Below are 22892 nucleotides of genomic sequence, written 5' to 3' on the forward strand. Positions count from 1 at the left end.
GTAATTAGGGCTTCGGGATATTGCGCAGGTTGGACCGGGCCATGTCCAGCATCTTGCCCACGCCGCCGCCGAAGACGGTGCGGGCGGCCGCGGTGGAGAATCCCATCAGCTGGTCCCAGGTGATGCTCGGGGGAATGGACAGGGCGTTCGGGTCGGTGACGATGTCGATGAGCACCGGGCCGGATTCGTTCAGCGCCTTCTGCAGGTCCTTGCGCAGCCGTTTCGGGTCAGTGATGCGCACCGTCTTGATGCCGGCGCCGCGGGCGATCTCGGAGAAGTCCACCTCATCGTGGTCCGTCTGGAACTCCGGGATGCCCTCCACCAGCATCTCCAGCTTGACCATGCCCAGGGAGCTGTTGTTGAACACCACCATCTTCACCGGCAGCTCGTGCAGCTTGGCGGTGAGCAGCTCGCCCAGCAGCATGCTCAGGCCGCCGTCACCGCACATGGCGACGACCTGCCGGTCCCGGTCCGCGGCCTGCGCGCCGAGGGCATGGGGCAGGGCGTTGGCCATGCTGCCGTGCCGGAACGAGCCGATGAAGTCCCGCTTGCCGGAGATGTTGTTGATGTAGCGGGCGTGCCAGACGTTGCACATGCCGGTGTCCATCGTGAACACGGCGTCCTCATCGGCCAGGTCATCCAGGATGTCCGCGGCGAACTCCGGGTGGATCGGCGTGTGCTTCTCCACGTTCTTGGTGTACACGTCCACCACCCCGGACAGCTTGCGCTCGTGCTCGCGCAGCATCTTGTCCAGGAAGGAGCGGTCCTTCTTCTCCGCCACGTGCGGCAGGATGTTCTGGATCGTGGCGGCGACATCGCCCGTGACGGGGTGGCTGATGGTGGTGCGTCGGCCGATGTGGGCACCGTTGATGTCCACCTGTGCCACGTTCTCGCTCGGCAGGAAGTCGGTGTAGGGGAAGTCGGTGCCCAGCAGGATCAGCAGGTCCGCGTCCAGGGTCGCGTCATGGCAGGCGCCGTAGCCGAGCAGGCCGGACATGCCGACGTCGAAGGGGTTGTCGTGCTGGATGTACTGCTTGCCGCCCAGCGCGTGCCCGATCGGGGACTTGATCTTCTCCGCGAGGGCCAGGACCTCCTCCCGGGCGTTCTGCACCCCGACGCCGCAGAAGAGGGTGACGGTCTCGGCGTCGTTGATCGCCTGGACCAGAGCGGCGGCCTCCGCCGCATCCGGGAAGACGATCTGCTTGCCCGTCGAGATCGTCGAGTTCACGAACTTCCCGTCGGAGGCCTCCTCCTGGGCGATGTCACCCGGGATCACCGCCACGGAGACGCCGTTGCCGGCCATGGTGGACTGGATGGCGTGGTGGATCACGCGGTCACCCTGCTGGGCGGAGTTGACCATCTCGCAGTAGCCGGAGGCCTCCTTGAACAGGATCTCCGGGTGCGTCTCCTGGAAGAACTGTGAGCCGATCTGCAGGGAGGGGATGTGGCTGGCGATGGCGAGCACCTTCGCGCCATTGCGGTGCGCATCATAGAGTCCCTGAATCAGGTGGGTGTTGCCGGGTCCACAGGACGCCGCGCACACCGCCAGCTGGCCGGTGACAAGCGATTCGGCGCCGGCGGCGAAGGCTGCGGCCTCCTCGTTGTGCACGTGCACCCACTCGATCTCGGAGCGGCGCACCGCGTCCACGACCGGGTTCAGGCTGTCACCCACCAGGCCGTAAATCCGCTTCACCCCCTGCCGTTCCAGGGTCGCAACGAGCTGTTCCGCAAAATTCTGGGCCATGATGATTTCTCCTCGGTAGGGGGTTCTCGGAGCACAATATGACTGCCACCTCGATTGTCCTCGTGTCCGGCGGATCCCGCCACAGTCCCCGACAGCCCGGGTCGCGTGCCGACGCCGCGGTCCCTGCGCCCCCGGTGGGGTGCGGCGTCGGTGAGCCGGGCGGAACGGTTCCCCGGACAGCGCGGCACGGGTGTCTTAAGGTCAACGGCATGACTGCTCCGATCTCCCGCCCCGGTGCCGCCGGGGACCCGGCGTCCCCTCCCGATCAGGCGATGCGCACCGACCGCGGCACGGTGTTCTCCTGGGGGCTGTGGGACTGGGGTTCCGCGGCGCTCAACGCGGTGCTGATCACCTTCATCTTCTCCGTCTACCTCACTGATTCCGTGGGGCAGAACATCGAGGGGACGGTGCAGGTCCTGGGAATGACGTTCGCCGGATCGCCCGCGCAGTGGTACGGCTGGGCGATGGGAGCGGCGGGCGTGTGCGTGGCGGTGCTCGCCCCGGTCATGGGGCAGCGTTCGGACATCCGCGGCACCCGGCGCCGGTCCGTCGGTGTCTGGACCATGACCACCGTGGTGCTGATGGCGGTGCTGGTGTTCATCCGCGACGACGACGCCGCCTACTTCTGGTTCGGCATCGCGGTCCTGGCGATCGCCTCGGTGACCTTCGAGTTCGCCGAGGTCAACTACTTCGCCATGCTCAAGCAGATCTCCACGCGGGACAATGTGGGCAAGGTCTCCGGTTTCGGCTGGTCGATGGGCTATGTCGGCGGCATCGTCCTGCTGCTGGTCTGTTATTTCGGGTTCGTCGCCGGTGCCGGTGACAACCGCGGCCTGCTGGGCATTCCCGCGGAAGGCGGACTGAACATCCGGCTGGTGGCGATGTTCGCCGCAGCGTGGTTCTTCGTCTTCGCCCTGCCGGTGCTCTTCCGCGTCCCGGAGATCACCCCGACGGGTGAGAGACAGCTCGGCTTCTTCGCGTCCTACCGCAAGCTCTTCCGCGACCTGGGCGAGCTCTGGCGGGCCGACCGCCACGCGGTGTACTTCCTGGTCTCCTCCGCGGTCTTCCGCGACGGCCTGGCGGGGGTGTTCACCTTCGGTGCAATCCTGGCGGTGTCCGTCTACGGGCTCTCCCCCGCCGACGTGCTGCTCTTCGGCGTGGCCGCCAACGTGGTCAGCGCGATCGGCGCCGTGCTCGGCGGCTGGCTGGATGACCGCACCGGACCGAAGCCGGTGATCCTGGCCTCCCTCAGCCTGATGATCGTGGCCGCGGCCGTGCTCTTCTTCGTCGAGGGGCCCGCCATGTTCTGGATCTTCGGCCTGATGCTCTGTGTGTTCGTCGGTCCCGCCCAGTCCGCCTCCCGCTCCTATCTCAGCCGGCTGGCGCCCGCGGGCCGCGACGGCCAGATGTTCGGTCTCTACGCCACGACGGGACGTTCCGTCAGCTGGCTGACCCCGCTGGTCTTCGGCTGGTTCGTCGCCCAGTTCGGCGATGACCGCGCCGGCATCATCGGCATCGGTGTGGTGCTGCTCGTCGGCGCGCTCCTCCTGCTCGGCGTGCGCAGGCCGACGGGCCCGCAGGCGTTGCTTGTCGACGCCGCGGGGAACGGGGCCGTGACCAGGTGACCCCGGTGCGGTGGGCCCCGGCGGTCCGGATTTCTCCCGGTCGCGGGGAATGACGGCGGCCCCCCGGCCATCAGGGTTGGCCGGGGTGCCGGTGTGATTCTCCGCGGAGAGTAATGGGCGTTTAGACGTCCCGCGCGATCAGCTCGTCCAGCGGGGTGGGCGAGATCAGGTAGGGGGCGACCTCCAGCACGGTGAAGGCACCGGTCTGGCCGGCCTCCTTCAGCCGGTGCGCGGCGCGGCCGTAGGCGACCTGGACGGCGGCGGTGAAGTCCGGGTTGCGGTCCAGCTTCAGGATGTACTCGATGGTGTGGTGGAAGCCGCCGGTGTCGCCGGTGGTGACCACGTGGCCGCCGTGCGGCATACCGGCGTGCTCCCGGTCGAAGGTCTCCTCGTCGATGAAGTGGACCTCGGTCTCGTAGCCGACGAAGTAGTCCGGCATGGTGCGGATGTCGTTCTCGATGCGCTCGTGGTCGGCCTCGTCCGCGACGATCCAGCACTGCCGGACGTGGGCCTGCTTGCCGCTGAGGTCACCGGCCTCACCCTTGCGTGCCTGATCCAGGGCGTCCTCGGAGGGCAGGGTGTACTGCACGCCCTTCTTGACGCCGTCGACGCGGCGCACCGCGTCGGAGTGGCCCTGCGACAGACCCGGGCCCCAGAAGCTGTGCTGCTGCGCATTCGGCAGCACGGCCTCGGCCAGGGTGCGGTTCAGGGAGAACATGCCCGGATCCCAGCCGGTGGAGACCAGCGCCACGGTGCCGGCCTCCTTCGCGGCCTCGTCCATGACCTGGCGGTGGCGGGGGACGTCACGGTGGTTGTCGTAGGTGTCCACGGTGTTGGCGAACTTCGCGTACTGCGGGGCCAGCTCCGGGATGTCGGTGGCGCTGCCCAGGCAGAGGTAGAGCACGTCCACACGGTCGGCGTAGTCACCGATCTCATCGACCGGGAAAACCGGGGTGTCGGTGTCCAGCTCGGAGCGGCGGGAGAAGATGCCCACCAGGTCGATGTCGGGCTGCAGGCCGATCAGCTTCTCCACGGACTTGCCGAGGTTGCCGTAGCCGACGATGGCGGCGCGGATATTGCTCATGAGTGGTTGCTCCTACTTCGTTGAACTGAGCTCTGGTTGCCTAGCCCGAGATTACCCATCCCCGTTCCCGCTCCGGGAGTGGAAGCAGCGAACAGGTGTCCCGGCTGCAGATACCGCCCCTCCCGGGCGCTCCGGGTGGAGGGGATTCCCGTCCGGAAACGTGCCCGGTGACTACCCTTTTTTGGTCACGCGACAGGTAAAGGCGGGTGGGCGCAGGTTTTCCCGGCAGGGGTGCTGTTCGGGGGTGGCCGCCCAGCACGCCGGCGGAGCCCCCCGCCAGTGGCCGGCACCTCGCACCCCCTCACTCGGATCCACGACAGTCCCGGGAACAGAAAAATCCCCGGTTCCGGGAACCGGGGATACGGAGCTGGAGACGAGACTTGAACTCGCAACCTACGGTTTACAAGACCGTTGCGCTACCAATTGCGCCACTCCAGCACGGTCCCGGGATAGTCGGGTACCGTTGCAAGATGTTACCCGAGTACGTGAATGATCCGTCAAACCACCTGCGGCCAGGCGGCAGCCGCGGCGTTTCCCCGTCACCCCTCCCCTGCCCGGGGAAGCGGCGAACCCGCAGCGCACGGCGTCGATAAGCGGGGGCGGCACACCCGCCCACCACCGCCGGCTGCGAACACCGGCCGGGAGCATTAAAGTACCCTCCCGTCGTTGCTGTTCCGGCCGGGTTTTCGTCAGGGCCCCGTGTCGCGCGAGCGACGGAACCGCCAGCGGTTTCCCCTTGGTGCCCACGCCACCACCTCATGCCGATATCCACCTTCGTCCAGAAAGCCCGTCGAAGTGACCACGTTCCTCAGCCGTCTCGGAGCGAAGATCGTCCGGGGGCACGGCCGCCTGTCCACGGTCGATGCCGCCAAGGCCGCTCCCCCGCCCTCCCCACTGGCCCCGGTCGATCTGACCGATCCCGCGCAGGTGACCGCGGCGCTGGAGTTGGCTGCCCGGATCGGTGAGATCCTGTTGTCCTCCGGCACGTCCAACAGTGACACAAAGACACAGATCCACGCGGTGACCTCCGCCTATGGTCTGCACTACACGCACGTGGACATCACGTTGAACACCATCACGCTGCACACGGCGATCGGAGAGCAACGACGCACCCCGGTCAACGTGTTCCGGGTGGTGCGCAACATGACCACCGATTTCTCCAGGCTCAGCGAGGTCGACCGTCTGATCCGTTCGATCCAGGCCGGTGCCACCCCGCCGGAGGTCGCGGAGAAGATCCTCGATCAGGTGGCCTCCACGCCGGCGTCCTACGGGCTCGCCACCTCGATCCTCGGTTGGGGGATCATGGGTGGCGCCATTTCCATCATGCTCGGCGGTGGCTGGCTGGTCGGTCTCACCTCGTTCCTGACCTCCGTGCTGATCATGGGGGTCAACGCGGTGCTCTCACGCTACCGGCTGCCGATGTTCTTCCAGAACGTCTTCGGTGGTTTCATCGCCACCATCCCGGCCGCCGTCAGCTTTGAGGTGGCGGCCCAGCAGGGGGTGGCCATCTCCCCCAGCCAGATCATCGCCTCCGGCATCATCGTGCTGCTCGCGGGGTTGACCCTGGTGCAGTCCCTGCAGGACGGGATCACCGGCGCCCCGGTCACCGCCAGCGCCAGGTTCTTCCAGACCCTGCTGTACACGGGGGCAATCGTCGCGGGCGTCGCCATCGGCATCCAGGTCTCGGGGGCGCTCGGCATCTCCCTGCCGCCGATGTCGACCCTGGCCGCCCCGAATGCGCAGACCGTCGCCGCACAGGTGATCTGCGGCGGGGTGGCTTCGGCGGGCTTCGCCATCGCGTGTTACGCCGAGTGGTCGTCGGTCTGGCTCTCCGGGGTCACCGGGCTGGCGGGGGCGTTCTTCTACCACCTGGTGTTCCTCCCGTTCGGGGTGGGCGCGGTGTTCTCCGCGGCGCTGGCCGCGGGGGTGATCGGCCTGGCCGGTGGCCTGCTGGCCCGTCGTTTCCTGATTCCGCCGCTGATCACCGGTATCGCGGGCATCACCCCGATGCTGCCCGGCCTCTCGGTCTACCGCAGTATGTACGCCGCCCTGAACGAGCAGATGCTGGTCGGTTTCACGAACATGGCGGTGGCGCTGGCCACCGCCTGTGCACTGGCCGCCGGCGTGGTGCTCGGTGAGTGGATCGCCCGACGCATCCGCCGTCCGCGCCGGTTCAACCCCTACCGGGCCTTCCGCGCCGCGGGCCGAGTCTCCTTCCAGCGCCTGGCGCGGGCCGCCGCCCAGACGCGGCGACGCTCGCGGCGGGCCAGGTCCCTGCAACCGGGCACGCTGGGCGGGGTGAGCACCTCGGCCGCCGTGGACAACTACACCCCGGCCGACGGTGTCGGCCCGGTGCCGGAGACCGACTACCGCTCCGGGGACAGCTTCCGTTCCAGCAGCGGCTATCCCCCGGCGGAGTTCTACCCCTCCTTCGAGTCCGTTCCGGCGGGCCGGACCGCCCGGACGGACAACCCGGAGACAGCTGGGCCGGGAGCGGCCGGCGCGGATGCGGAGGATTTCCCGGCGGCCCCCTACCCGTCCGGGGAGGGCTCCACAACCGGAGGTCCGCAGTCACCGGACGCTGATCCGGGCCGATAGCGTAAGATGGAGTGCCCAGACTCTGTTGTGAGTAGCCTGTTGCACCCGTAGAGATTCGTTGAGATTCCAGGAGGATCCTTGCCGCCCAAGGTCACCGAAAACCGTCCGTCGCCCGAGGCCCTGCATGCCGTGGAGGAACAGACGGCCGCCGACGCCCGCCGCATCGTCGCCACCTACGCCAAGGATTTCATGGACGGCGTGACGCTGATGTGCATGCTCGGCGTGGAGCCGGAGGGGCTGGTCTACAAGAAGGTCGCCGCCGAGCACGAGGACACGGCGGAGCCGAAGAAGGCGACCAAGCGCACGCGGAAGTCGACGAAGAAGACCACCAAGAAGACCACCGCGAAAAAGACCACGAAGAAGACGACCAAGAAGACCACCGCCAAGAAGGCGCCGGCAAAGAAGACCACCAAGAAGAGCTGAGGCCTGTGAGCGGCACGAACAACTTCGTGGTAGTCGCCAACCGACTGCCCGTGGACCTGACCACCCGACCGGACGGCACGGAGGAGTGGACCCCCTCGCCCGGCGGCCTGGTGGCCGCGCTGTGGCCGGTGCTCCAGGAGCACCAGGGCTGCTGGGTGGGTTGGCCCGGTGTCTCTGACATCGCCCCGGCCTCCTTCCGCACCTCAGAGGGGGTGCTGCTCCACCCGGTCAAACTGACCCAGGCTGATTTTGAGGGCTTCTACGAGGGGTTCTCCAATGCCACGCTGTGGCCGCTCTACCATGACCTGATCGTCCAGCCGACCTATGACAGCGACTGGTGGGAGGTCTACCGCGAGGTCAACCTCAAGTTCGCGGACGAGGTCGCCGAGGTCGCCGCCGAGGGCGCGACCGTGTGGGTGCAGGACTACCAGCTGCAGCTGCTGCCGGGCATTCTCCGCCAGCTGCGCCCGGACCTGAAGATCGGGTTCTTCCTGCACATCCCCTTCCCCGGTGCGGACCTGTACCGGCAGCTGCCATGGCGCGAGGAGATCGTGCGCGGGCTGCTCGGTGCTGATGTCCTCGGTTTCCACCTGCCCAGCTACGTGTCCAACTTCCTGGAGCTGACGCGCCAGGTCAGTGGCGAGACCGGTTCGCACACCGGCCAGCCGGATGAACTGCTGGTCGAGGGGGAGGCGAAGATACGGGAGATCGGTGCGACCGTGACCACGGCGGACGGCCGGAAGGTCGGCGTGGCCGCGTTCCCGATCTCCATCGACCTGAACGCCATGCAGCCCCCGGCGGACGAGGACGTCGCGCAGCTGCGCGGTGTCCTCGGCAACCCGGAGACGGTGCTGCTCGGCGTGGACCGCCTGGACTACACCAAGGGCATTCTGCAGCGGCTGCTGACCTTCGAGGAACTGCTGGAGTCCGGAGCGCTGGATCCGGCCAAGGTGGTGCTCATGCAGGTGGCCACACCGTCGCGGGAGCGCATCGAGCAGTACCGGGTGGCCCGTTCCCAGGTCGAGGAGGCCGTGGGCCGGATCAACGGACGTTTCGCCCAGATGGGCCGGCCGGTGGTGCACTATCTGCACCGCTCGATCCCCAAGAACGAGTTGCGCACCCTCTACGCCGCCGCCGACGTCATGCTGGTCACCGCCTTCAAGGACGGCATGAACCTGGTGGCCAAGGAGTACGTGGCGCTGCACGGCGACGGCTCCGGTTCGCTCGTGCTCAGCGAGTTCGCCGGCGCCGCCGTCGAGTTGGAGCAGGCCTACCTGTGCAACCCGCACGACCTGGAATCCATCAAGCGCGCCGTGGTCACCGCGGTCGATGCCCTGGAGCACTACCCCGACTCCGCCCGGGAACGGATGCTCGCCATGCACGACCAAGTCCGGGAGCACGACGTCCACCTGTGGGCCAGCAGCTTCGAGTCCTCCACCGCCTCCTTCTCCGGACAGGAGACCGCCGGGGAGTCCCCGCGGTGAGCCCACGGACCCTGGGGCGGGTGGGCGGCGCCCTGCTCGCCGTGACCGCCGCCGCCCCGATCCTGACCGCGTGCGGCGGGCCGGATCCCCAGTCACAGATCACGGGCACCAGCTGGCAGATCACCGAACTCTACCTGGAACCGGGAACCCCCAGTACCCTGCCGGATCTGGTGGCGGGCCGGGCGTCGCTGATCTTCGGCGAACACTCCGTGGCCGGTTCCACCGGTTGCGCCCCGATCCAGGGGCAGGTCACCTTCACCGCGGACGGTGAGGTTTCCGCCGCGCGGGACGCCGACCGGGTGAGCTTCGACCGCACCGAGATCGAGGTTCCCGCCGATGGCTGTGTCGGGCAGGCGATGTTCACCCACGAGCGGATCTCCGGGCTCCTGACCGGAGAATTCGAGATCGCCCGGCTCTCCGACTATGAGTTGGCGCTGACCCAGGTCTCGGACGAGATCGACCCTCCGGCGATCCACCTGTCCTCTGACCGGGTGCCGGAGCAGCCGGAGGACTAGAGTCCGCCCCGGTAGGTTGGGGGACATGACTGTCTCCCTCCTCGACCTAGCCACCACCCGCCATCTGCTGGTGGTCTCCGATTTCGACGGCACCCTGGCCGGCATGAGCCCCGACCCCTATGACGTCCCGGTGGATGCCGAGGCCCTGGCGGCACTGACCCGGCTGTCGGGCCTGCCCGACACCACCGTCGCGGTACTGTCCGGCCGCCACCTCGCCGGCCTGGCGCAGGTGTGCCGGCTGGCTCCCCCGGTGGTCACCGCCGGGTCCCACGGTGCGGAAACCAGTGAACAGGGCGTGACCCTGACCGCGGAACAGGAGGCGGCGCTGACCGGCGTCGAGAAGCAGCTGCGGGCCCTCACGGCCGCGTATCCACCGGCTTATGTGGAGGTCAAGCCGCTGCAGCGCGTGGCACACGTGGCCCCACTCGCGGAAACCGACCCCGTGTCCGCGGAGCGGGTGCTGGCAGCCGCCGCGGCCATCTCGCATCCTGGGGCGAGCATGAAGCCGGGCAAGAACATCGTGGAGTTCTCCGTCTCCACCGTCACCAAGGGTGATTGGATCGCCGCGGAGACGAAGCGCCGGGGTGCCAGTGCGACGGTGTTCCTCGGCGACGACACCACCGACGAGGACGGTTTCCGCGCCCTCCGCGACGGTGACCTGGGCGTCAAGGTCGGTAACGGCGAGACGGCCGCGGGGCACCGGGTGGCGGACCGGGCCGGGGTGGCCGCGCTGCTGGGCCGGCTGGCCGACGCCCGCGCCCGCCACGTCGGCCTCCCCCGCGAGCTGCCCGCCAAGTTCCGCGCCATCGCCACCGGCATGAGTGCGGAGGTTCTGCGCGTGCGGGACTGGGACGCGCAAACGCCCTGTGAGCAGTGGGTGGCCCGGGACATCATCTCCCACCTGTGCGACTGGTACCCACGCAACCTGCGGCTGGCCGGCATCGACCTCGGGCTGACGCAGGACGCGGCGAGCGAGCCGGGCGCCGCCTGGCAGGAACTGGTCACCGCCGTGGACTCGCTGCTGGCGGATCCGGAGCGCTCGGCGACGACCTTCGCCGACGGCCCCGACAGCGGCAGCACGGTGGCTGCAGCCACCAACGGTTTCTTCCTGCCCGACGTGTTCATGCACACCTGGGATCTGGCACGCTCCCAGGGACACGACATCGAGCTGGACGCCGACTACGCCCGCCGCAACCTCAGCGGACTGGAGTCACTCGGCGAGGCGCTGCGCGACGGCGGACAGTTCGGGGCTCCATGGCCGACCCCGTCCGGCGCTTCCGCGGGGCTGCGCCTGATGGCCTACGTCGGGCGGGACCCGGGGTTCGGGCTCTGAATTCCGTGGGGCGGTAGCCGGTGCCGGCCAAGCCCCGCACTGCACCGGCCCGGGGACTCCCCTCTCAGGTTCCCGGCGGCGGGGCCACCGTCTCACCCTCGTGGAAGTGCGTGGGCAGGATCGTGCGTGGGGCGGTAGCCGCTGCCGGCCGGTCATTGATGTGGTCGTCAACCAGTTCCAGCAGCAGGCGTCCCGCGGCCGCCCCCTTGGCCTTGTTCGGCTGGACCACGGTGGACAACCCCTGTGCGAGGGCGACGTGCACGCCATCGAATCCGGTGACGGACAGGTCCGCGGGAACGCTCAGGCCCCGGCCGCGGGCGTAGTCGAGCACCCCGAAGGCCATGGAGTCCGTGGTGCACAGTACGGCGGTGAGATCAGGGTGCCGGCTGAGCAGTTCCCGGGCGGCTTCGATGCTGTTCACGCGGTCATTGATGTGGCGGGTGACCACCGGAATCCCATCGGGATCCAGGCCCGCTTCCCCGAAGACCGCCAGCGCCCCCAGGACGCGGGAGCGCTGGACGTGCAGGGAGGCGTCGCGGATATTGTCGTGGCTGACGTGGCCATCCGCACGCACGCGGTGCATGCGGATGGAGAGGATGCCGATGCGGCGGTGGCCCACCGCCACCAGGGCGCGGGCGGCGGGCTGGATGGCGGCGTAGTCGTCGATCCCCACGAAGGGCAGCTCAGTGATGTCGGCGGGCTGGTCACAGATGACCACCGGCAGCCGCCGGCCCCGCACGGCCGCCAGGTGCGGATCGCCCTCCGCCACGGAGTAGACCACGAAGCCGTCCACCGGGGTCTGGTTGACCTGCCGCAGGGCGTCGCGCTCCTCGTCGCCCGGGCTCGCGCCGGGACCGGCCGGGATCAGGGTGAGGGCGGTGCCGGAGCCGGACGACGCCTCCGCCATGCCAGCCAGGAAATCCACGGAGGCCAGGTCCTCGAAGGCGTAGGAGAGGTGTTCGGTCAGCAGTACGCCGAGCGAGCCCACCCGGCGCGTGCGTAGGCTGCGGGCGGTCGGGTTCGGCCCCGGATACCCCATGCGGTCCGCGGCGACCAGGATCTTCTCCCGCAGCGCGGCGGAAAGCTGTTCGGGACGGTTATAGGCATTGGACACCGTGGTCCGGGAAACGCCGAGTTCCGCGGCTACTGACGCGAGCGTGCCCCGATGTTGTCGACGTTTGACCATGTCCCAAACCTAGCAGTCGCCCGGGATGACCAGCCGGAAGGCCACGGTGGGCACAGTTGTGCCGGGCGGTTCGGACATTTTCAATACGTTCCCAGTTGACAATTCTTTTCAATAAGGGTTTTCTGGTCACATGACATCCATGACCCGAAAGCCCGTTCTCGCCCTGCTAGCCACGGGGTCCCTTCTGCTCACCACCGCGTGCGGCACCGGCACCGCCGGGGAGGACACCGATGGCGACGACACGATCTCCATCGTCGCCTCCACCGCGATCTGGGCCGACGTGGCGGAAGCCGTGGTGGACAGCGAACGGGTCGAGGTGCAAGCCGTCGTGGAGGGCAATGACGCTGACCCGCACAGCTTCGAACCCGCCGCCGCGGACATGGCCCGCGCCGCCGAGGCCGACATCATCGTGGTGGGCGGCGGCGGTTATGACGCCTGGCTCTACGACAGCCAGGACGAGTCCAAGATCATCCACGCCCTGCCGCTGACCGCCCACGACCACTCCCACGACGAGGAGGGCGCCCACGATCACGGCGAGGAGGGCCACAGCCATGACCACGACCACAGCGAAGAGGGGGAGCACGACCACGGTGCCGAGGGACTGAGCGGCCTCGAGTCCAACGAGCACATCTGGTACGACACCTCGGCGGTCACCCAGGTGGCCGAGGACATCGCGGACCGGGTGGCCGAGCTGGACCCGGAGGCCACCGCGGACACCGCGGCCTTCACCGAGGATCTCGCCGGTCTCCACGAGCGGATCCACGACCTTCCCGCGGTCCGGGTGGCGCAGACCGAGCCGATCGCGGACTACATCCTGTCCCACTCCGACATCTCCGAGGTGACCCCGGAGGGCTACCGCGCCTCCTCCCTCAGCCATTCCGAGCCCACCGCCGCGGATCTCGCGCAGTTCCTCGAGCTGATCGAAGCCGGGGACCTGGATCTGCTGGTCTACAACCCGCAGACCAGCACGGACCTGACCGACCGGATCCGCACCGCCGCGACGGACGCCGGGATCCCGGTCGTGGAGATCTTCGAGACCCCGCAGCAGGGCGAGAACTACCTGGACTTCTTCCACGGCGCCGTCGACCGCCTGGAGGCCGCCGCCAACGAAACCGACACCGGATCCGCCGGCGACGCCGCAGCAGCCGGTGCGGAAACCAGCGTCGAGCAGGCGGGTTAGGGAACACTCGCAGGCGAGAATCACCATGAAATTCTATGATTGACAGAATGCTGGTTACCTTCCACGACGCCGCGGTGGATCCCCTCTGGTCGGGCCTGGACCTTCAGGTCGAGGCCGGCGAGTTCATCGCGGTGCTCGGCCCCAACGGCGTCGGCAAGTCCACCCTGCTGGGCACCATCCTGGGCACCCGGCAGCTGACCGAGGGATCCGTCGACGTTCCGGCCCGCGTCGGATTCATCCCGCAGCAGCGGATGTTCCCCCAGGACCTGCCGCTGCGGGCCCGCGACCTGGTCAGCCTCTCGCTGGCGCACGGCGCCGTCCGGCGTCGTTCCCCGAAACGCCGGGAGGTCGATGAGCTCCTGGAGCAGGTCGGGGCCACCGGTCTAGCAGAGCGCCGCGTGGGTCGGTTGTCCGGCGGCCAGCAGCAGTTGATCCGGCAGGCGCAGGCGCTGGCCAATGATCCGCAGCTGCTCCTGGCCGATGAGCCGTTGCTCAGTCTCGACCTGGCCCGCCAGCAGGCGGCGGTGGCGATGCTGGATCAGCGCCGCCGCGAGCACGGCACCGCCGTCCTGTTTGTCACCCACGGCATCAATCCGGTGATGTCCGTCGTGGACCGCGTGCTCTACCTGGCACCCAATGGCCACGTGCTGGGCCCCGTGTCCGAGGTCATGCGTTCCGAGACCCTGTCCGAGCTCTATGACACCCGTGTCGACGTCGTCGAGGTCGACGGCAGAATGATTGTGATCTGATGGATTTCGCCACCTTCCTCACCGACACCCAGTACCTGCTGAGTGTGGATTTCGTGCAGCAGTCGCTGCTCGCCGCCGCCATCCTGGGCGTGCTCTCCGGGGTGATGACCCCGCTGATCGTACTGCGGCAGATGTCCTTCTCCGTGCACGCCACCTCCGAACTGGCGCTGATGGGCGGGGCCGCCGCCCTGCTCTTCGGTCTGAACATCGGCTTCGGCGCGGTGGTCGGCGCCATTGTCGCGGCCATCGTGCTCGCCGTGCTGGGGCTGCGGCAGCAGCAGGACAGCTCCATCGGCGTGGTCATGAGCTTCGGACTGGGCCTGTCGGTGCTGTTCATCCACCTCTACCCGGGCAACTCCTCCACCGCCTTCTCCCTGCTGACGGGCCAGATCGTGGCGGTGTCCTCGGCCTCGACCTGGCTGCTGGCCATCGTCGCGGTGATCGTGATCGCGGTGGTGGTCCTGTACTGGCGGCCGATGCTCTTCGCCAGCGCGGATCCGGTGATGGCGCAGGCCAGCGGGGTACCGGTGCGCTGGATCTCCCTCGGCTTCGCGGTGCTGGTGGGGCTGACCGCCGCCCAGTCCGTCCAGATCGTCGGCGCGCTGCTGGTGATGGCGCTGCTGATCACCCCGGGAGCTGCGGCGGTGCAGATCACCTCCTCACCGCTCAAGGCGGTCCTGTGGTCCGTGGTCTTCGCGGAGGTCGCCGCCGTGGGCGGTGTGATCATCTCCCTGGCCCCGGGGCTGCCGGTCTCGGTGTTCGTGACCACCATCAGTTTCATCATCTACCTGGTCTGCCGGATGATCGGCTGGGCCAGCGGCCGGCGGGCCACCCGTGATGAGGATGCGGTGCGGCGCCGCGGGGCCCGCGGTGCGCTGTCCCCGGGCGGTGCACTGTCCCCGGGCGGGACTGCCGCGCCGGGTGGGACTGCGGCGCCGGTCAGCGGCCCGGCGGCGGAACTCGCCGCGGAGCCAGCCGGGAAACGGCAGCGCACGGAGGCCGGGGACCAGGAGAACCCCGCTGAACACCACCATCAGGCGGAAGAACCGGTGCGGCCCCCGGAGCGCTACTGACACCGATTAGACTCACGCTCCGTGAGTTCTTCCGTGGCCAAAAAGACCCTGCGTTATCAGGGACGCGAGCGCAGTTACACCGTCGTCTCCCCCGCCGATCCGGCAGGCGCGCCCGTACTGCTGTACTTCCACGGCTCGAAGCAGTCCGCGGCGGTGTCCCGGCGCTTCACCGCCGGCACCTTTGACGCCCTGGCTGAGAACCAGGGGGTGATCGTAGTGTACCCGGAGGGCGTGCAGCGCCACTTCAACGACTCCCGCGCGGAGATGCCGGAGACCGCCCGCACGCTGGGCATCGACGACGTCGGCTTCACCCGTCGCCTGATCGACCAGCTGGTCACCGACTACCGCGCGGACCGCGGGCGCGTCCACGCCGTCGGCTACTCCAATGGCGGCCAGATGGTCATCCGTCTGCTGCACGACGCCCCGGAGCTGCTCGCCGGCGCCGCCACCATCGCCGCGCCCGTCCCGGTCGACGACAACCTCATCGACCGTTCGCGCCGCGCGGAGGTGTTCCCGCGGCCCGTGCTGCTCATGCACGGCACCGGCGATCCGATTGTCCCCTACCGCGGCGGCGTCGCCGGCACCCCGACCACGGGAGTGCGCGGCAAGGTCCGGTCCGCACCGGACTCCGCGGAGTACTTCGCCCGCCGCAACGGGATCCACTCCGCCCCGGAGACGCGGGTGTACGCCCCCGGTGTGGAGGTGGCCACCTGGTCCGCGCCGCACCGTCAGCCGGTGCAGCTGTGGACCCTGGCGGGGGTGGGCCATGTGGTCCCGGCCCCGAAGGAGCTGCCCGCCGGCCTGGGTGCCACCACCACAGGGGTGGTGGCGGCAGAGGTCATCGCCGAGTTCCTCGGCCTCGGCTAACCTCGGCGCCATGTCGAAGAAGATCCAGTCCATCATGCCCGCCGCCCTGCCGAAGGGGCCGGCCGAGAAGACCGTCTACTCCTACGGGGTCCGTGCGGGGGACACCCTGCACATCTCCGGCCTGGTCGCCTTCAACGCTGACGCGGAGATCGTCGGCGAGGGAGACATCGCTGCCCAGACCGAGCAGGTGTTCCAGAACCTCAAGGCCGTGGTGGAGGAGGCCGGCGGCACCCTGGCGGACATCGTGTCCACCACCACCTACCTGGTCGACGTCGCCGACGCCCCCGTGGTCAACGCCGGACGCGCGAAGTACTTCACCGGCGACGTCCTGCCCACCCACACCGTGCTGGGCGTGGCCGCGCTGGCCCGCCCGCAGTTCCTGCTGGAGATCGCCGCCGTGGCCCACCTGGGCTGACCGCCGTGCGCCTGTCCCCGTTCCAGGCGGCGCTCCTGCTGGCCGCGGTCGCCGCCTTCGGCTATCTGCTGGTGGCGGCCCCCGGCGACGCCGCGGACCTGGCGCTGCGACTGGCCCCGGTCATGGCGTTCGTCGCGCTGATCTCCGTGGTGGTCAACCTCGCCGCGCCGGTGGGGGCCTTCCGGGCGGTGATCGCGGCTGTCGGCCCGCGGACCGGGCATCCCTGGCGCACGTGGCTGACCGTGGCGGTGCTCAGCCTGGTGGCCACGACCTTTCTCTCCCTGGACACCACCGCGATCCTGTTGACCCCGGTGGCGGTGGCGCTGGCCAAGCGAGACGGACTGCCCGCCGTCGGCCTGGGGCTGACGGTGGTGTGGGTGGCCAATATCGGTTCCCTGCTGCTGCCGGTGTCCAACCTGACCAACCTCCTGGCGGTGGCGTCCCCGCACTTTGCCGGCATTCTGGACTTCCTGTCCCACTCCGCGGTCCCCGCGGTGACGGCGACCGCGGTGGTGCTGCTGGCCGCCGGGCTGCGTTTCCGCTCCGGTCAGGGTGGCGCGGCACAGGAGGGAGTGGCTCTCGACCGTCCGGTGCCGGGACCACTGCTGCGGCTCTCGCTGGTGGTGCTGGGCGTGATGCTCCCCCTGCTGGCCAGCCCCGTCCCCTACTGGCTCACCGCCGGGGTGGGCGCGGCGGTCATGCTCACCGCATGTGCGCTGCGCGCCCCGCGGCACATCGGCCTGGGACTGGTGCCGTGGTCGTCGATCCTGTTGGCGGTCAGCGTCTCCGCCGTGGCGGCCGCCCTCCACACCGGCGGGGTGACCAGTTTTCTCACCGGTGCCTTCAGCGGCTGGGAGCAGTCCCTGCCCGGGCTGCTGGGCATCGCCTTCGCGGGGGCGGGGCTGTCGAATGTCATCAACAACATCCCCGCCTTCCTCGCGCTGGAGACCGCCGTGGACGGCCCCGTGGGCATGCTGGCGTTGCTGATCGGCACGAACGCCGGGCCGCTGATCACGCCCTGGGCGTCGCTGGCCGCCCTGCTGTGGTGGGATCAGCTCCGGCGGAACGGGATCCACGCCCGGTGGTCCGCTTTTGTGCTCCCCGGTCTGGTGCTGGCCCCGGTCGCGGTGGCGGTGCCGACGGTGGCGCTGTGGCTGACGAGCTGACGCCGCGTCCGGAACCGCCGACGCCCCGGGGAGCCGTGCGGCATGGCTCCCCGGGGCGTCGTCAGACGGGCAGGGTCAGCCCTGCGCGCGGCGCTGGCGCGCGAACTCGGAGAGCACCACGGAGGCCGCGACGGAGGCGTTGAGCGACTCCACCCAGTCCGTGGTCGGGATGGACATGAGGTAGTCGCAGTTCTCCTTGACCAGGCGGGAAATTCCCTTGCCCTCGGAGCCCAGGACGATGGCCACCGGCTCGGTGCCACCCCGGTAGGTGTCCAGGCTGACGTCGCCGCCACCGTCCAGGCCGATGACCTGGTAGCCGTTCTCCTGGAACTCCTTGACGGTGCGGGTCAGGTTGGTGGCCTTGGCCACGGGCAGCCGGGCGGCGGTGCCGGCGGAGGTGCGCCAGGCCACCGCGGTGACCGAGGCGGAACGACGCTCCGGGATGACCACGCCGTGGCCGCCGAAGCCGGCCACCGAGCGGATCACGGCACCCAGGTTGCGGGGATCGGTGATGTTGTCGAGGATCACGACCATGCCCGGTTCGCCGCTGCCCTTGACATCGGAGATCAGGGTGTGGACGTCGGTGTACTCGAAGGGCGGTATGAGCAGGCCGATGCCCTGGTGCATGCCGTTGCCGGTCATCCGATCCAGTTCGACGCGCGGAACCTCCACGATGGGGAGGCTGCGCGAGCTGGCCATGCCGAGGGCCTGGGACAGCCGCTCATCCTTGCCGGTGCCCTCGGCCAGGTACAGCGTCACGGCCGGCACCCGTGCCTGCAGGCACTCGATCACCGGGTTGCGGCCCACGACCAGCTCGTTGGTGTCGTCACGGCGGTCGTGCCGGCCGCTGGCCTTGCGCTCCTGTGTCCGCTTGCGTTTGTGGGCGGCGTGGTACGGGCGGTCCTCCGCCTTCGGGGTCGGTCCCTTGCCACGCAGACCGCGGCGGGCCTGCCCGCCGGAGCCCTTCACGGCCCCCTTCTTGTTGGACGTGCGGACAGCGCCGCGACGCCGGTCATTTCCTGCCATGTGTCATTTCCTCTAGTTCTGCAGCGACCACTGGGGGCCGTCGGCGGTGTCGGTGACGATGATGCCCGCGGCCTTGAGCCGGTCACGGACCTCGTCTGCGGTGGCCCAGTCCTTCTCGGCCCGGGCGGTGGTACGTCTTTCGAGTTCAGCCTGGACCAGGACATCGAGCGCTGTGAGAGCGGCGTCGTCGCCGGCGCCACCACGCTCCGCCCAGGTCGCGGACTGCGGGTCCACCCCCAGGATGCCGGTCATGGCCCGCACCTGGCCAGCCAGGTGACGTGCCTTGGCCGCGTCACCGGAGCTGAGAGCCGAGTTTCCGGCGCGCACCGCATTGTGGATCTCGGCCAGTGCCTTGGGTACGCCCAGGTCCTCGTCCATCGCCTCCTCGAAGGCGGTGGTCCACTCCCCCGCCTCGACGTCCCCGACGCGGTCGAGGAAATCCTCGATGCGGCGGTAACCGGCGGCGGCTTCCTTGAGGGCCTCCTCGGAGTACTCCAGCATGGAACGGTAGTGAGCCGAACCCAAATAGTAGCGCAGCTCCACCGGGCGGACGATTTCCAGGAGTCTCGGAACGCTGAGCACATTGCCCAGGGACTTCGACATCTTCTCCCCGGACATGGTCACCCAGCCGTTGTGCATCCAGTAGTTGGCGAACTCGTCACCCGCGGCATGCGCCTGTGCCCGCTCATTCTCGTGGTGCGGGAACTTCAGGTCCATGCCACCGCAGTGGATGTCGAAATTGGCCCCCAGGTACTTGGTGGCCATGGCGGAGCACTCGATGTGCCAGCCGGGCCGGCCGTCGCCCCACGGGGTGGGCCAGCTCGGCTCGCCCGACTTGGCGGCCTTCCACATCGTGAAGTCCCGCGGATCCTTCTTGCCGGTGCCCGCGGACTCGCCCTGGTCCAGCTCGTCGAGCTTCTGGCCGGAGAGCTGCCCGTAGTCCTCGAGGGTCCCCGGTTGGCAGTAGACGTTGCCGTCGGCTGCGTAGCCGTGGCCGTTGTCGATGATGCGCTGGATGTACTGGACCATCTCGGTGACGTGGCCGGTGGCCCGGGGCTCCACGCTCGGCGGGCGCACGCCCAGCTGATCATAGGCCCAGGTGAAGGCGCGCTCATGCGTGGCGGCCCACTCCCACCAGGGACGGTCATGCTCCGCGGACTTGGTGAGGATCTTGTCATCGATGTCCGTGACATTGCGCACGAAGGCCACGTCCAACCCCTTGGCCTCCAGCCAGTTGCGCAGGATCTCGAAGGCGACGCCGGAACGGACATGGCCGATGTGCGGGGCCGACTGCACGGTCGCACCACACAGATACACCGAGGCGTGTCCCGGACGGACGGGGACGAACTCACGGAGCGATCTGGTGCCGGTGTCAAAGATGCGTAAAGTCACAGCCACCAGTGTAGATCAGGCCCCGGACAAACTTCACCGCCCCGCACCCCGGGGCGCTGCACGACGTCCCGGCCGCTCAGCCGCGACCGGTCTCGACCGGGGCCGCCGGGTCGGCCGACCACTGTGACCAGGAGCCGGGGAACAGGGCGATGTCCCGGTCGATGGAATAGGCCGCGGCGATGACCACGCAGGCGGTGACACCGGAACCGCAGTAGGCGCCGGCCCGGGTGTCCGGGGTGGCACCGGCCCGGTCGAAGATCTCCGACAGCTGTTCGGCGGGCCGGAAGAACCCGTCGTCATCCAGCAGACTCACCCCGGCCAGGCTGGCCGCACCCGGGATGTGGCCGGGCTTTTCCCCCTCGGGGTTGTCCTCCCCCGCGTAGCGGGCGGGGTCACGGGCGTCGAGCAGCACGCCGGCGCGGGCGATGTTGGCGGCCTGGTTGGCGTCGAGCACCGGGCGCAGGGCGGACAGGTAGAGATCCGGGACATCGACGGGGCGGTCCAGGAGGGAGTCCTCCGGGGTGGTGGTCTCGACCTCGCCGCCGGCGGCGACCCAGGCGGAGTAGCCGCCGTCCAGGATGCGGACGTCCTCCATGCCGGAGGCGGTGAGCACCCACCAGGCGCGCGCCGAGCCGGAACGGTTCCAGTCGTCGTAGACCACGACCTCGTCGGAGTTGCCCACGCCGAGCCGTTGCAGGAGTTCGTCGACCGTTTCCGGACTGGGTAAGGGATGTCTGCCCAGGCCCTGTTTGGCGGTGTCGGACAGTTCTTCGTCCAGGCTGACGTAGACCGCGCCCGGGATGTGACCGGCCTCGTAGTCCTCCCGCCCCTCCGGCTTATCCAGTCGCCAGCGGATGTCCAGGATCTTGGGCGGGGTGTCCGAGTTCAGCTGGTCCTGCAGTTCCTGCGGGGAGATGAGGTTATTCGGCATTGTCGATCACGTACTTTCCATCAGCTTTCAGTTGTTTCCCGGTGGCTGCCCCGGGAGATCACACCACCCATTGTGGAGGAACGTGCAGTACCGTGCACTCCGGGAGTGCCGGGATCCGCGCGAATACCCGACGCGGCTTCCCTGTCACCACGTAAACTGCAGGTCATGAGCGAGGATGTCGAGCCCGGGATCCGGGCCAGTGATGATGACCGTCGCCGGGTGGTCGCGGCGCTGAGCGAGGCGTTTTCCCGCGGCCAGCTCGATTACGCGGAACTGGACGAACGGACCGCTCGGGTCTGGGCGACCACCCACCGGGCGGAGCTGCTCACTCCGCTCCAGGATCTGATGCCGGATCCCGCGGGCGTTCTGTCCGGCCCACCGCAGGCTCCGGCGGATGTTCCGGTGCCACGGGCAGGCGCGGACACCGCGCGCCAGCAGGTCACCGGGGAGCCGGGCGGCCAGTCCTTCAGTTTCTCCCTGCTCGGGGTCTCCCAGAAGCGCGGGCAGTGGCTCAGCGCCCGCACCCACGCCTCCCTGGCCCTGCTCGGTGCCACGACACTCGATCTGCGCCGGGCGCGGCTGTCCTCCCACGAGACCACTGTCTGGGCCTTCGGGGTGCTCGGTGCCGTGGAGCTACTGGTGCCGGAGGACGTGATCGTGCACGGGGACGGGATCGGGGTGCTGGGTGCCTTCGAGGTGACCAGGGACGGTCAGGTCTCGGTGAACCAGCAGGATCTGCCCGCCGACGCCCCGGTGATCCGGGTGCGGGGTCTGGGGCTGCTGGGGGCGATCACGGTGCGCCGGGTGCCCCGCGGCTCCCCGGAGTAGCGGGGCGGGAGGTGTTCCGGTGACGGTGGTTTCAGTTCCGCTGCCACACGACCGCGGTGCCCACGGCGGCGCGGCCTTCCCCGCGGCCGGTGAACCCCATGTGGTCGGTGGTCGTCGCGGAGACGGAGACCGGTGCCCCGACAAGCTCGCCCAGCACCTGCTCGGCCTCCTGCCGGCGGGGTGCGAACTTCGGGGTCTGTCCGATCAGCTGGGCGGCGGCGTTACCGATCACGAAGCCCTCGTCCGCCAGCTTCGCCCGGCACTCCCGCAAGAGCTGCGCCCCGGAGACGCCGTCATACTCCTTCCTGCCCACCCCGACGAACGAGCCGAGGTCGCCGAGCCCCGCGGCGGAGAGCAGGGCGTCGACCAGGACATGGGCGACCACGTCGCCGTCGGAGTGTCCCTCGCAGCCATCGACGTCCTCGAAGAGCAGGCCGGCGAGCCAGCAGGGCTTGCCCGCCTCGATCTGGTGGGCGTCGGTGGCGATGCCGACGCGGGGGATGATCAGGTCAGTCACTGGGTACCTCGAAAATGGTCGGTTCGGCCTCGTCGGTGATGGTCGTGGCCAGCATCAGGTCAATCGGGGTGGTCACCTTGAAGGCCATCGGGTCACCCTGCACGCAGGTGACCTCCGCCCCGGCCCACTCCATGAGGCTGGCGTCGTCGGTGGCTGTGAACCCGGGCTCCTCGGCGCTGAAGTAGGCCTGGTTGGCGCGGCGCAGTACCGCCAGATCGAAGCCCTGCGGGGTCTGCACCGCGCGCAGGTCGGCCCGGGCCGGGGTGGCGACGACCCGGCCCTCCGCCACCCGTTTGATCGTGTCGGTCACCGGTAGCACCGGGATCACGGCCGCCGCGCCGCCGAGGACGGCGCCGGCGACCCGGGCGATCATGCCGGGCGGGGTCAGGGCGCGGGCGGAATCGTGGATGAGCACCACGGCGTCGTCGTACCCGATGGCCTGCAGGCCCGCCCACACGGAATCGACGCGCTCTCCCCCGCCGTGCACGAAACGGACCGGCACCTCGCCGTTGTCCAGCAGCCCCCGGCTGCGGAGCAGTTTCTCGGCAAAGTCGGCCATGTCGGCGCTGACCAGCACGATGATCTCGTCGACCACCTCGGCGGTGATCATCGCCTGGACGGAGCGTTCCAGCAGACTACGGCCGCGCAGTTCGACGAAGGCCTTCGGCAACTCGGCCCCCAGGCGGGTACCGCGGCCGGCGGCGGCCACCAGTGCGATGACCCGCCGGGAATCGGAAGGCAGGGAAGCCATGGACG

The 22892-nt window shown here is 69.2% G+C and carries 20 protein-coding genes, 1 tRNA gene and 1 pseudogene; 13 read left to right on the forward strand and 9 right to left on the reverse strand.

Annotated elements, in window-relative coordinates; all coding sequences use genetic code 11:
• Positions 1–4 precede the first annotated feature (4 nt).
• Positions 5–1744 carry a pyruvate dehydrogenase gene (locus ACQCVD_RS02585; RefSeq protein WP_426822139.1) on the reverse strand — a complete coding sequence of 580 codons (1740 nt, stop codon included), beginning with the start codon at positions 1742–1744 and terminating at the stop codon, positions 5–7.
• Between the two features lie 272 nt (positions 1745–2016).
• Here ACQCVD_RS02585 and ACQCVD_RS02590 point away from each other — a divergent pair, with 272 nt between their 5' ends.
• The gene (locus ACQCVD_RS02590; protein WP_426822384.1) at positions 2017–3369 is read left to right on the forward strand and encodes an MFS transporter; all 1353 of its coding nucleotides are present in this window, start codon (positions 2017–2019) and stop codon (positions 3367–3369) included.
• A gap of 121 nt (positions 3370–3490) precedes the next feature.
• Here ACQCVD_RS02590 and ACQCVD_RS02595 read toward each other — a convergent pair whose 3' ends face one another.
• Complete coding sequence (locus tag ACQCVD_RS02595) at positions 3491–4453, reverse strand: diaminopimelate dehydrogenase (protein ID WP_426822140.1); 963 nt, start codon at positions 4451–4453, stop codon at positions 3491–3493.
• A 365-nt stretch (positions 4454–4818) separates the two neighbouring features.
• Positions 4819–4891, reverse strand: a tRNA-Thr gene (locus ACQCVD_RS02600).
• 357 nt (positions 4892–5248) lie between these two features.
• Between ACQCVD_RS02600 and thrE the strand changes: the two genes are divergently transcribed.
• From thrE to otsB, 5 genes and pseudogenes are all read left to right on the forward strand, one after another.
• Entirely contained in the window at positions 5249–7051 is a 1803-nt protein-coding gene (gene thrE / locus ACQCVD_RS02605; protein ID WP_426822141.1) for a threonine/serine exporter ThrE, read from the forward strand.
• A gap of 78 nt (positions 7052–7129) precedes the next feature.
• A complete protein-coding gene (locus ACQCVD_RS02610; protein WP_426822142.1) occupies positions 7130–7474 on the forward strand; it encodes a hypothetical protein in 345 nt (114 codons plus the stop codon).
• Positions 7475–7479: 5 nt separating this feature from the next.
• Positions 7480–8958 carry an alpha,alpha-trehalose-phosphate synthase (UDP-forming) gene (locus ACQCVD_RS02615; protein ID WP_426822143.1) on the forward strand — a complete coding sequence of 493 codons (1479 nt, stop codon included), beginning with the start codon at positions 7480–7482 and terminating at the stop codon, positions 8956–8958.
• Positions 8955–9473 carry a hypothetical protein gene (locus ACQCVD_RS02620; protein WP_426822144.1) on the forward strand — a complete coding sequence of 173 codons (519 nt, stop codon included), beginning with the start codon at positions 8955–8957 and terminating at the stop codon, positions 9471–9473. Before ACQCVD_RS02615 ends, ACQCVD_RS02620 begins: the two co-directional genes overlap by 4 nt.
• Positions 9474–9498: 25 nt before the next feature.
• Positions 9499–10233 (forward strand): annotated as a pseudogene (gene otsB, locus ACQCVD_RS02625) (trehalose-phosphatase); the annotation flags it as partial.
• Between the two features lie 637 nt (positions 10234–10870).
• On the opposite strand, the gene ACQCVD_RS02630 reads toward otsB, so the two are convergent.
• On the reverse strand, positions 10871–11992 hold the full coding sequence (locus ACQCVD_RS02630; RefSeq protein WP_426822145.1) for a LacI family DNA-binding transcriptional regulator: 1122 nt from the start codon (positions 11990–11992) through the stop codon (positions 10871–10873).
• A 139-nt stretch (positions 11993–12131) separates the two neighbouring features.
• On the opposite strand from ACQCVD_RS02630, the gene ACQCVD_RS02635 reads away from it, so the two are divergent.
• Genes ACQCVD_RS02635 through ACQCVD_RS02660 form a run of 6 tightly spaced genes read left to right on the forward strand, consistent with a single transcriptional unit; the run spans position 12132 to position 17442 of the window.
• Positions 12132–13172 (forward strand): metal ABC transporter solute-binding protein, Zn/Mn family, encoded by a 1041-nt coding sequence (locus ACQCVD_RS02635; protein WP_426822146.1) that lies wholly within the window; start codon positions 12132–12134, stop codon positions 13170–13172.
• Between the two features lie 47 nt (positions 13173–13219).
• On the forward strand, positions 13220–13921 hold the full coding sequence (locus ACQCVD_RS02640) for a metal ABC transporter ATP-binding protein (RefSeq protein ID WP_426822385.1): 702 nt from the start codon (positions 13220–13222) through the stop codon (positions 13919–13921).
• Positions 13921–14994: a metal ABC transporter permease gene (locus ACQCVD_RS02645; RefSeq protein WP_426822147.1), complete on the forward strand. Its 1074-nt coding sequence runs from the start codon at positions 13921–13923 to the stop codon at positions 14992–14994. Before ACQCVD_RS02640 ends, ACQCVD_RS02645 begins: the two co-directional genes overlap by 1 nt.
• 21 nt (positions 14995–15015) lie before the next feature.
• Positions 15016–15861: an alpha/beta hydrolase family esterase gene (locus ACQCVD_RS02650; RefSeq protein WP_426822148.1), complete on the forward strand. Its 846-nt coding sequence runs from the start codon at positions 15016–15018 to the stop codon at positions 15859–15861.
• Positions 15862–15871: 10 nt separating this feature from the next.
• The gene (locus ACQCVD_RS02655; protein ID WP_426822149.1) at positions 15872–16276 is read left to right on the forward strand and encodes a RidA family protein; all 405 of its coding nucleotides are present in this window, start codon (positions 15872–15874) and stop codon (positions 16274–16276) included.
• Positions 16277–16281: 5 nt separating this feature from the next.
• Positions 16282–17442, forward strand: a complete 1161-nt coding sequence (locus tag ACQCVD_RS02660; protein ID WP_426822150.1) for an SLC13 family permease — start codon at positions 16282–16284, stop codon at positions 17440–17442.
• A gap of 75 nt (positions 17443–17517) precedes the next feature.
• On the opposite strand, the gene rlmB is transcribed toward ACQCVD_RS02660, so the two are convergent.
• The 3 genes from rlmB to ACQCVD_RS02675 all read right to left on the reverse strand — a co-directional run bounded on the left by rlmB (position 17518) and on the right by ACQCVD_RS02675 (position 20791).
• Complete coding sequence (gene rlmB / locus ACQCVD_RS02665) at positions 17518–18468, reverse strand: 23S rRNA (guanosine(2251)-2'-O)-methyltransferase RlmB (RefSeq protein WP_426822151.1); 951 nt, start codon at positions 18466–18468, stop codon at positions 17518–17520.
• A 12-nt stretch (positions 18469–18480) separates the two neighbouring features.
• Positions 18481–19860 carry a cysteine--tRNA ligase gene (cysS, locus tag ACQCVD_RS02670; RefSeq protein ID WP_426822152.1) on the reverse strand — a complete coding sequence of 460 codons (1380 nt, stop codon included), beginning with the start codon at positions 19858–19860 and terminating at the stop codon, positions 18481–18483.
• Between the two features lie 76 nt (positions 19861–19936).
• On the reverse strand, positions 19937–20791 hold the full coding sequence (locus tag ACQCVD_RS02675) for a sulfurtransferase (protein WP_426822153.1): 855 nt from the start codon (positions 20789–20791) through the stop codon (positions 19937–19939).
• Between the two features lie 165 nt (positions 20792–20956).
• Here ACQCVD_RS02675 and ACQCVD_RS02680 point away from each other — a divergent pair, with 165 nt between their 5' ends.
• Complete coding sequence (locus tag ACQCVD_RS02680; protein ID WP_426822154.1) at positions 20957–21619, forward strand: DUF1707 SHOCT-like domain-containing protein; 663 nt, start codon at positions 20957–20959, stop codon at positions 21617–21619.
• A 31-nt stretch (positions 21620–21650) separates the two neighbouring features.
• On the opposite strand, the gene ispF is transcribed toward ACQCVD_RS02680, so the two are convergent.
• Positions 21651–22136: a 2-C-methyl-D-erythritol 2,4-cyclodiphosphate synthase gene (gene ispF, locus ACQCVD_RS02685; protein WP_426822155.1), complete on the reverse strand. Its 486-nt coding sequence runs from the start codon at positions 22134–22136 to the stop codon at positions 21651–21653.
• Complete coding sequence (ispD, locus tag ACQCVD_RS02690; RefSeq protein ID WP_426822156.1) at positions 22129–22887, reverse strand: 2-C-methyl-D-erythritol 4-phosphate cytidylyltransferase; 759 nt, start codon at positions 22885–22887, stop codon at positions 22129–22131. The genes ispF and ispD overlap by 8 nt, the downstream gene beginning before the upstream one ends.
• Positions 22888–22892 lie beyond the last annotated feature (5 nt).

This window comes from Corynebacterium halotolerans (assembly GCF_050107895.1).
In the GTDB taxonomy this organism is placed as follows: domain Bacteria; phylum Actinomycetota; class Actinomycetes; order Mycobacteriales; family Mycobacteriaceae; genus Corynebacterium; species Corynebacterium halotolerans_B.

Bases quoted from the DNA above. Each gene is read 5' to 3' on its own strand.
- ACQCVD_RS02585 (WP_426822139.1), bottom strand. From the start codon at position 1,744: ATGGCCCAGAATTTTGCGGAACAGCTCGTTGCGACCCTGGAACGGCAG.
- ACQCVD_RS02590 (WP_426822384.1), top strand. From the start codon at position 2,017: ATGCGCACCGACCGCGGCACGGTGTTCTCCTGGGGGCTGTGGGACTGG.
- ACQCVD_RS02595 (WP_426822140.1), bottom strand. From the start codon at position 4,453: ATGAGCAATATCCGCGCCGCCATCGTCGGCTACGGCAACCTCGGCAAG.
- ACQCVD_RS02630 (WP_426822145.1), bottom strand. From the start codon at position 11,992: ATGGTCAAACGTCGACAACATCGGGGCACGCTCGCGTCAGTAGCCGCG.
- ACQCVD_RS02635 (WP_426822146.1), top strand. From the start codon at position 12,132: ATGACCCGAAAGCCCGTTCTCGCCCTGCTAGCCACGGGGTCCCTTCTG.
- ACQCVD_RS02640 (WP_426822385.1), top strand. From the start codon at position 13,220: ATGCTGGTTACCTTCCACGACGCCGCGGTGGATCCCCTCTGGTCGGGC.
- ACQCVD_RS02645 (WP_426822147.1), top strand. From the start codon at position 13,921: ATGGATTTCGCCACCTTCCTCACCGACACCCAGTACCTGCTGAGTGTG.
- ACQCVD_RS02655 (WP_426822149.1), top strand. From the start codon at position 15,872: ATGTCGAAGAAGATCCAGTCCATCATGCCCGCCGCCCTGCCGAAGGGG.
- rlmB (WP_426822151.1), bottom strand. From the start codon at position 18,468: ATGGCAGGAAATGACCGGCGTCGCGGCGCTGTCCGCACGTCCAACAAG.
- ACQCVD_RS02675 (WP_426822153.1), bottom strand. From the start codon at position 20,791: ATGCCGAATAACCTCATCTCCCCGCAGGAACTGCAGGACCAGCTGAAC.
- ACQCVD_RS02680 (WP_426822154.1), top strand. From the start codon at position 20,957: ATGAGCGAGGATGTCGAGCCCGGGATCCGGGCCAGTGATGATGACCGT.
- ispD (WP_426822156.1), bottom strand. From the start codon at position 22,887: ATGGCTTCCCTGCCTTCCGATTCCCGGCGGGTCATCGCACTGGTGGCC.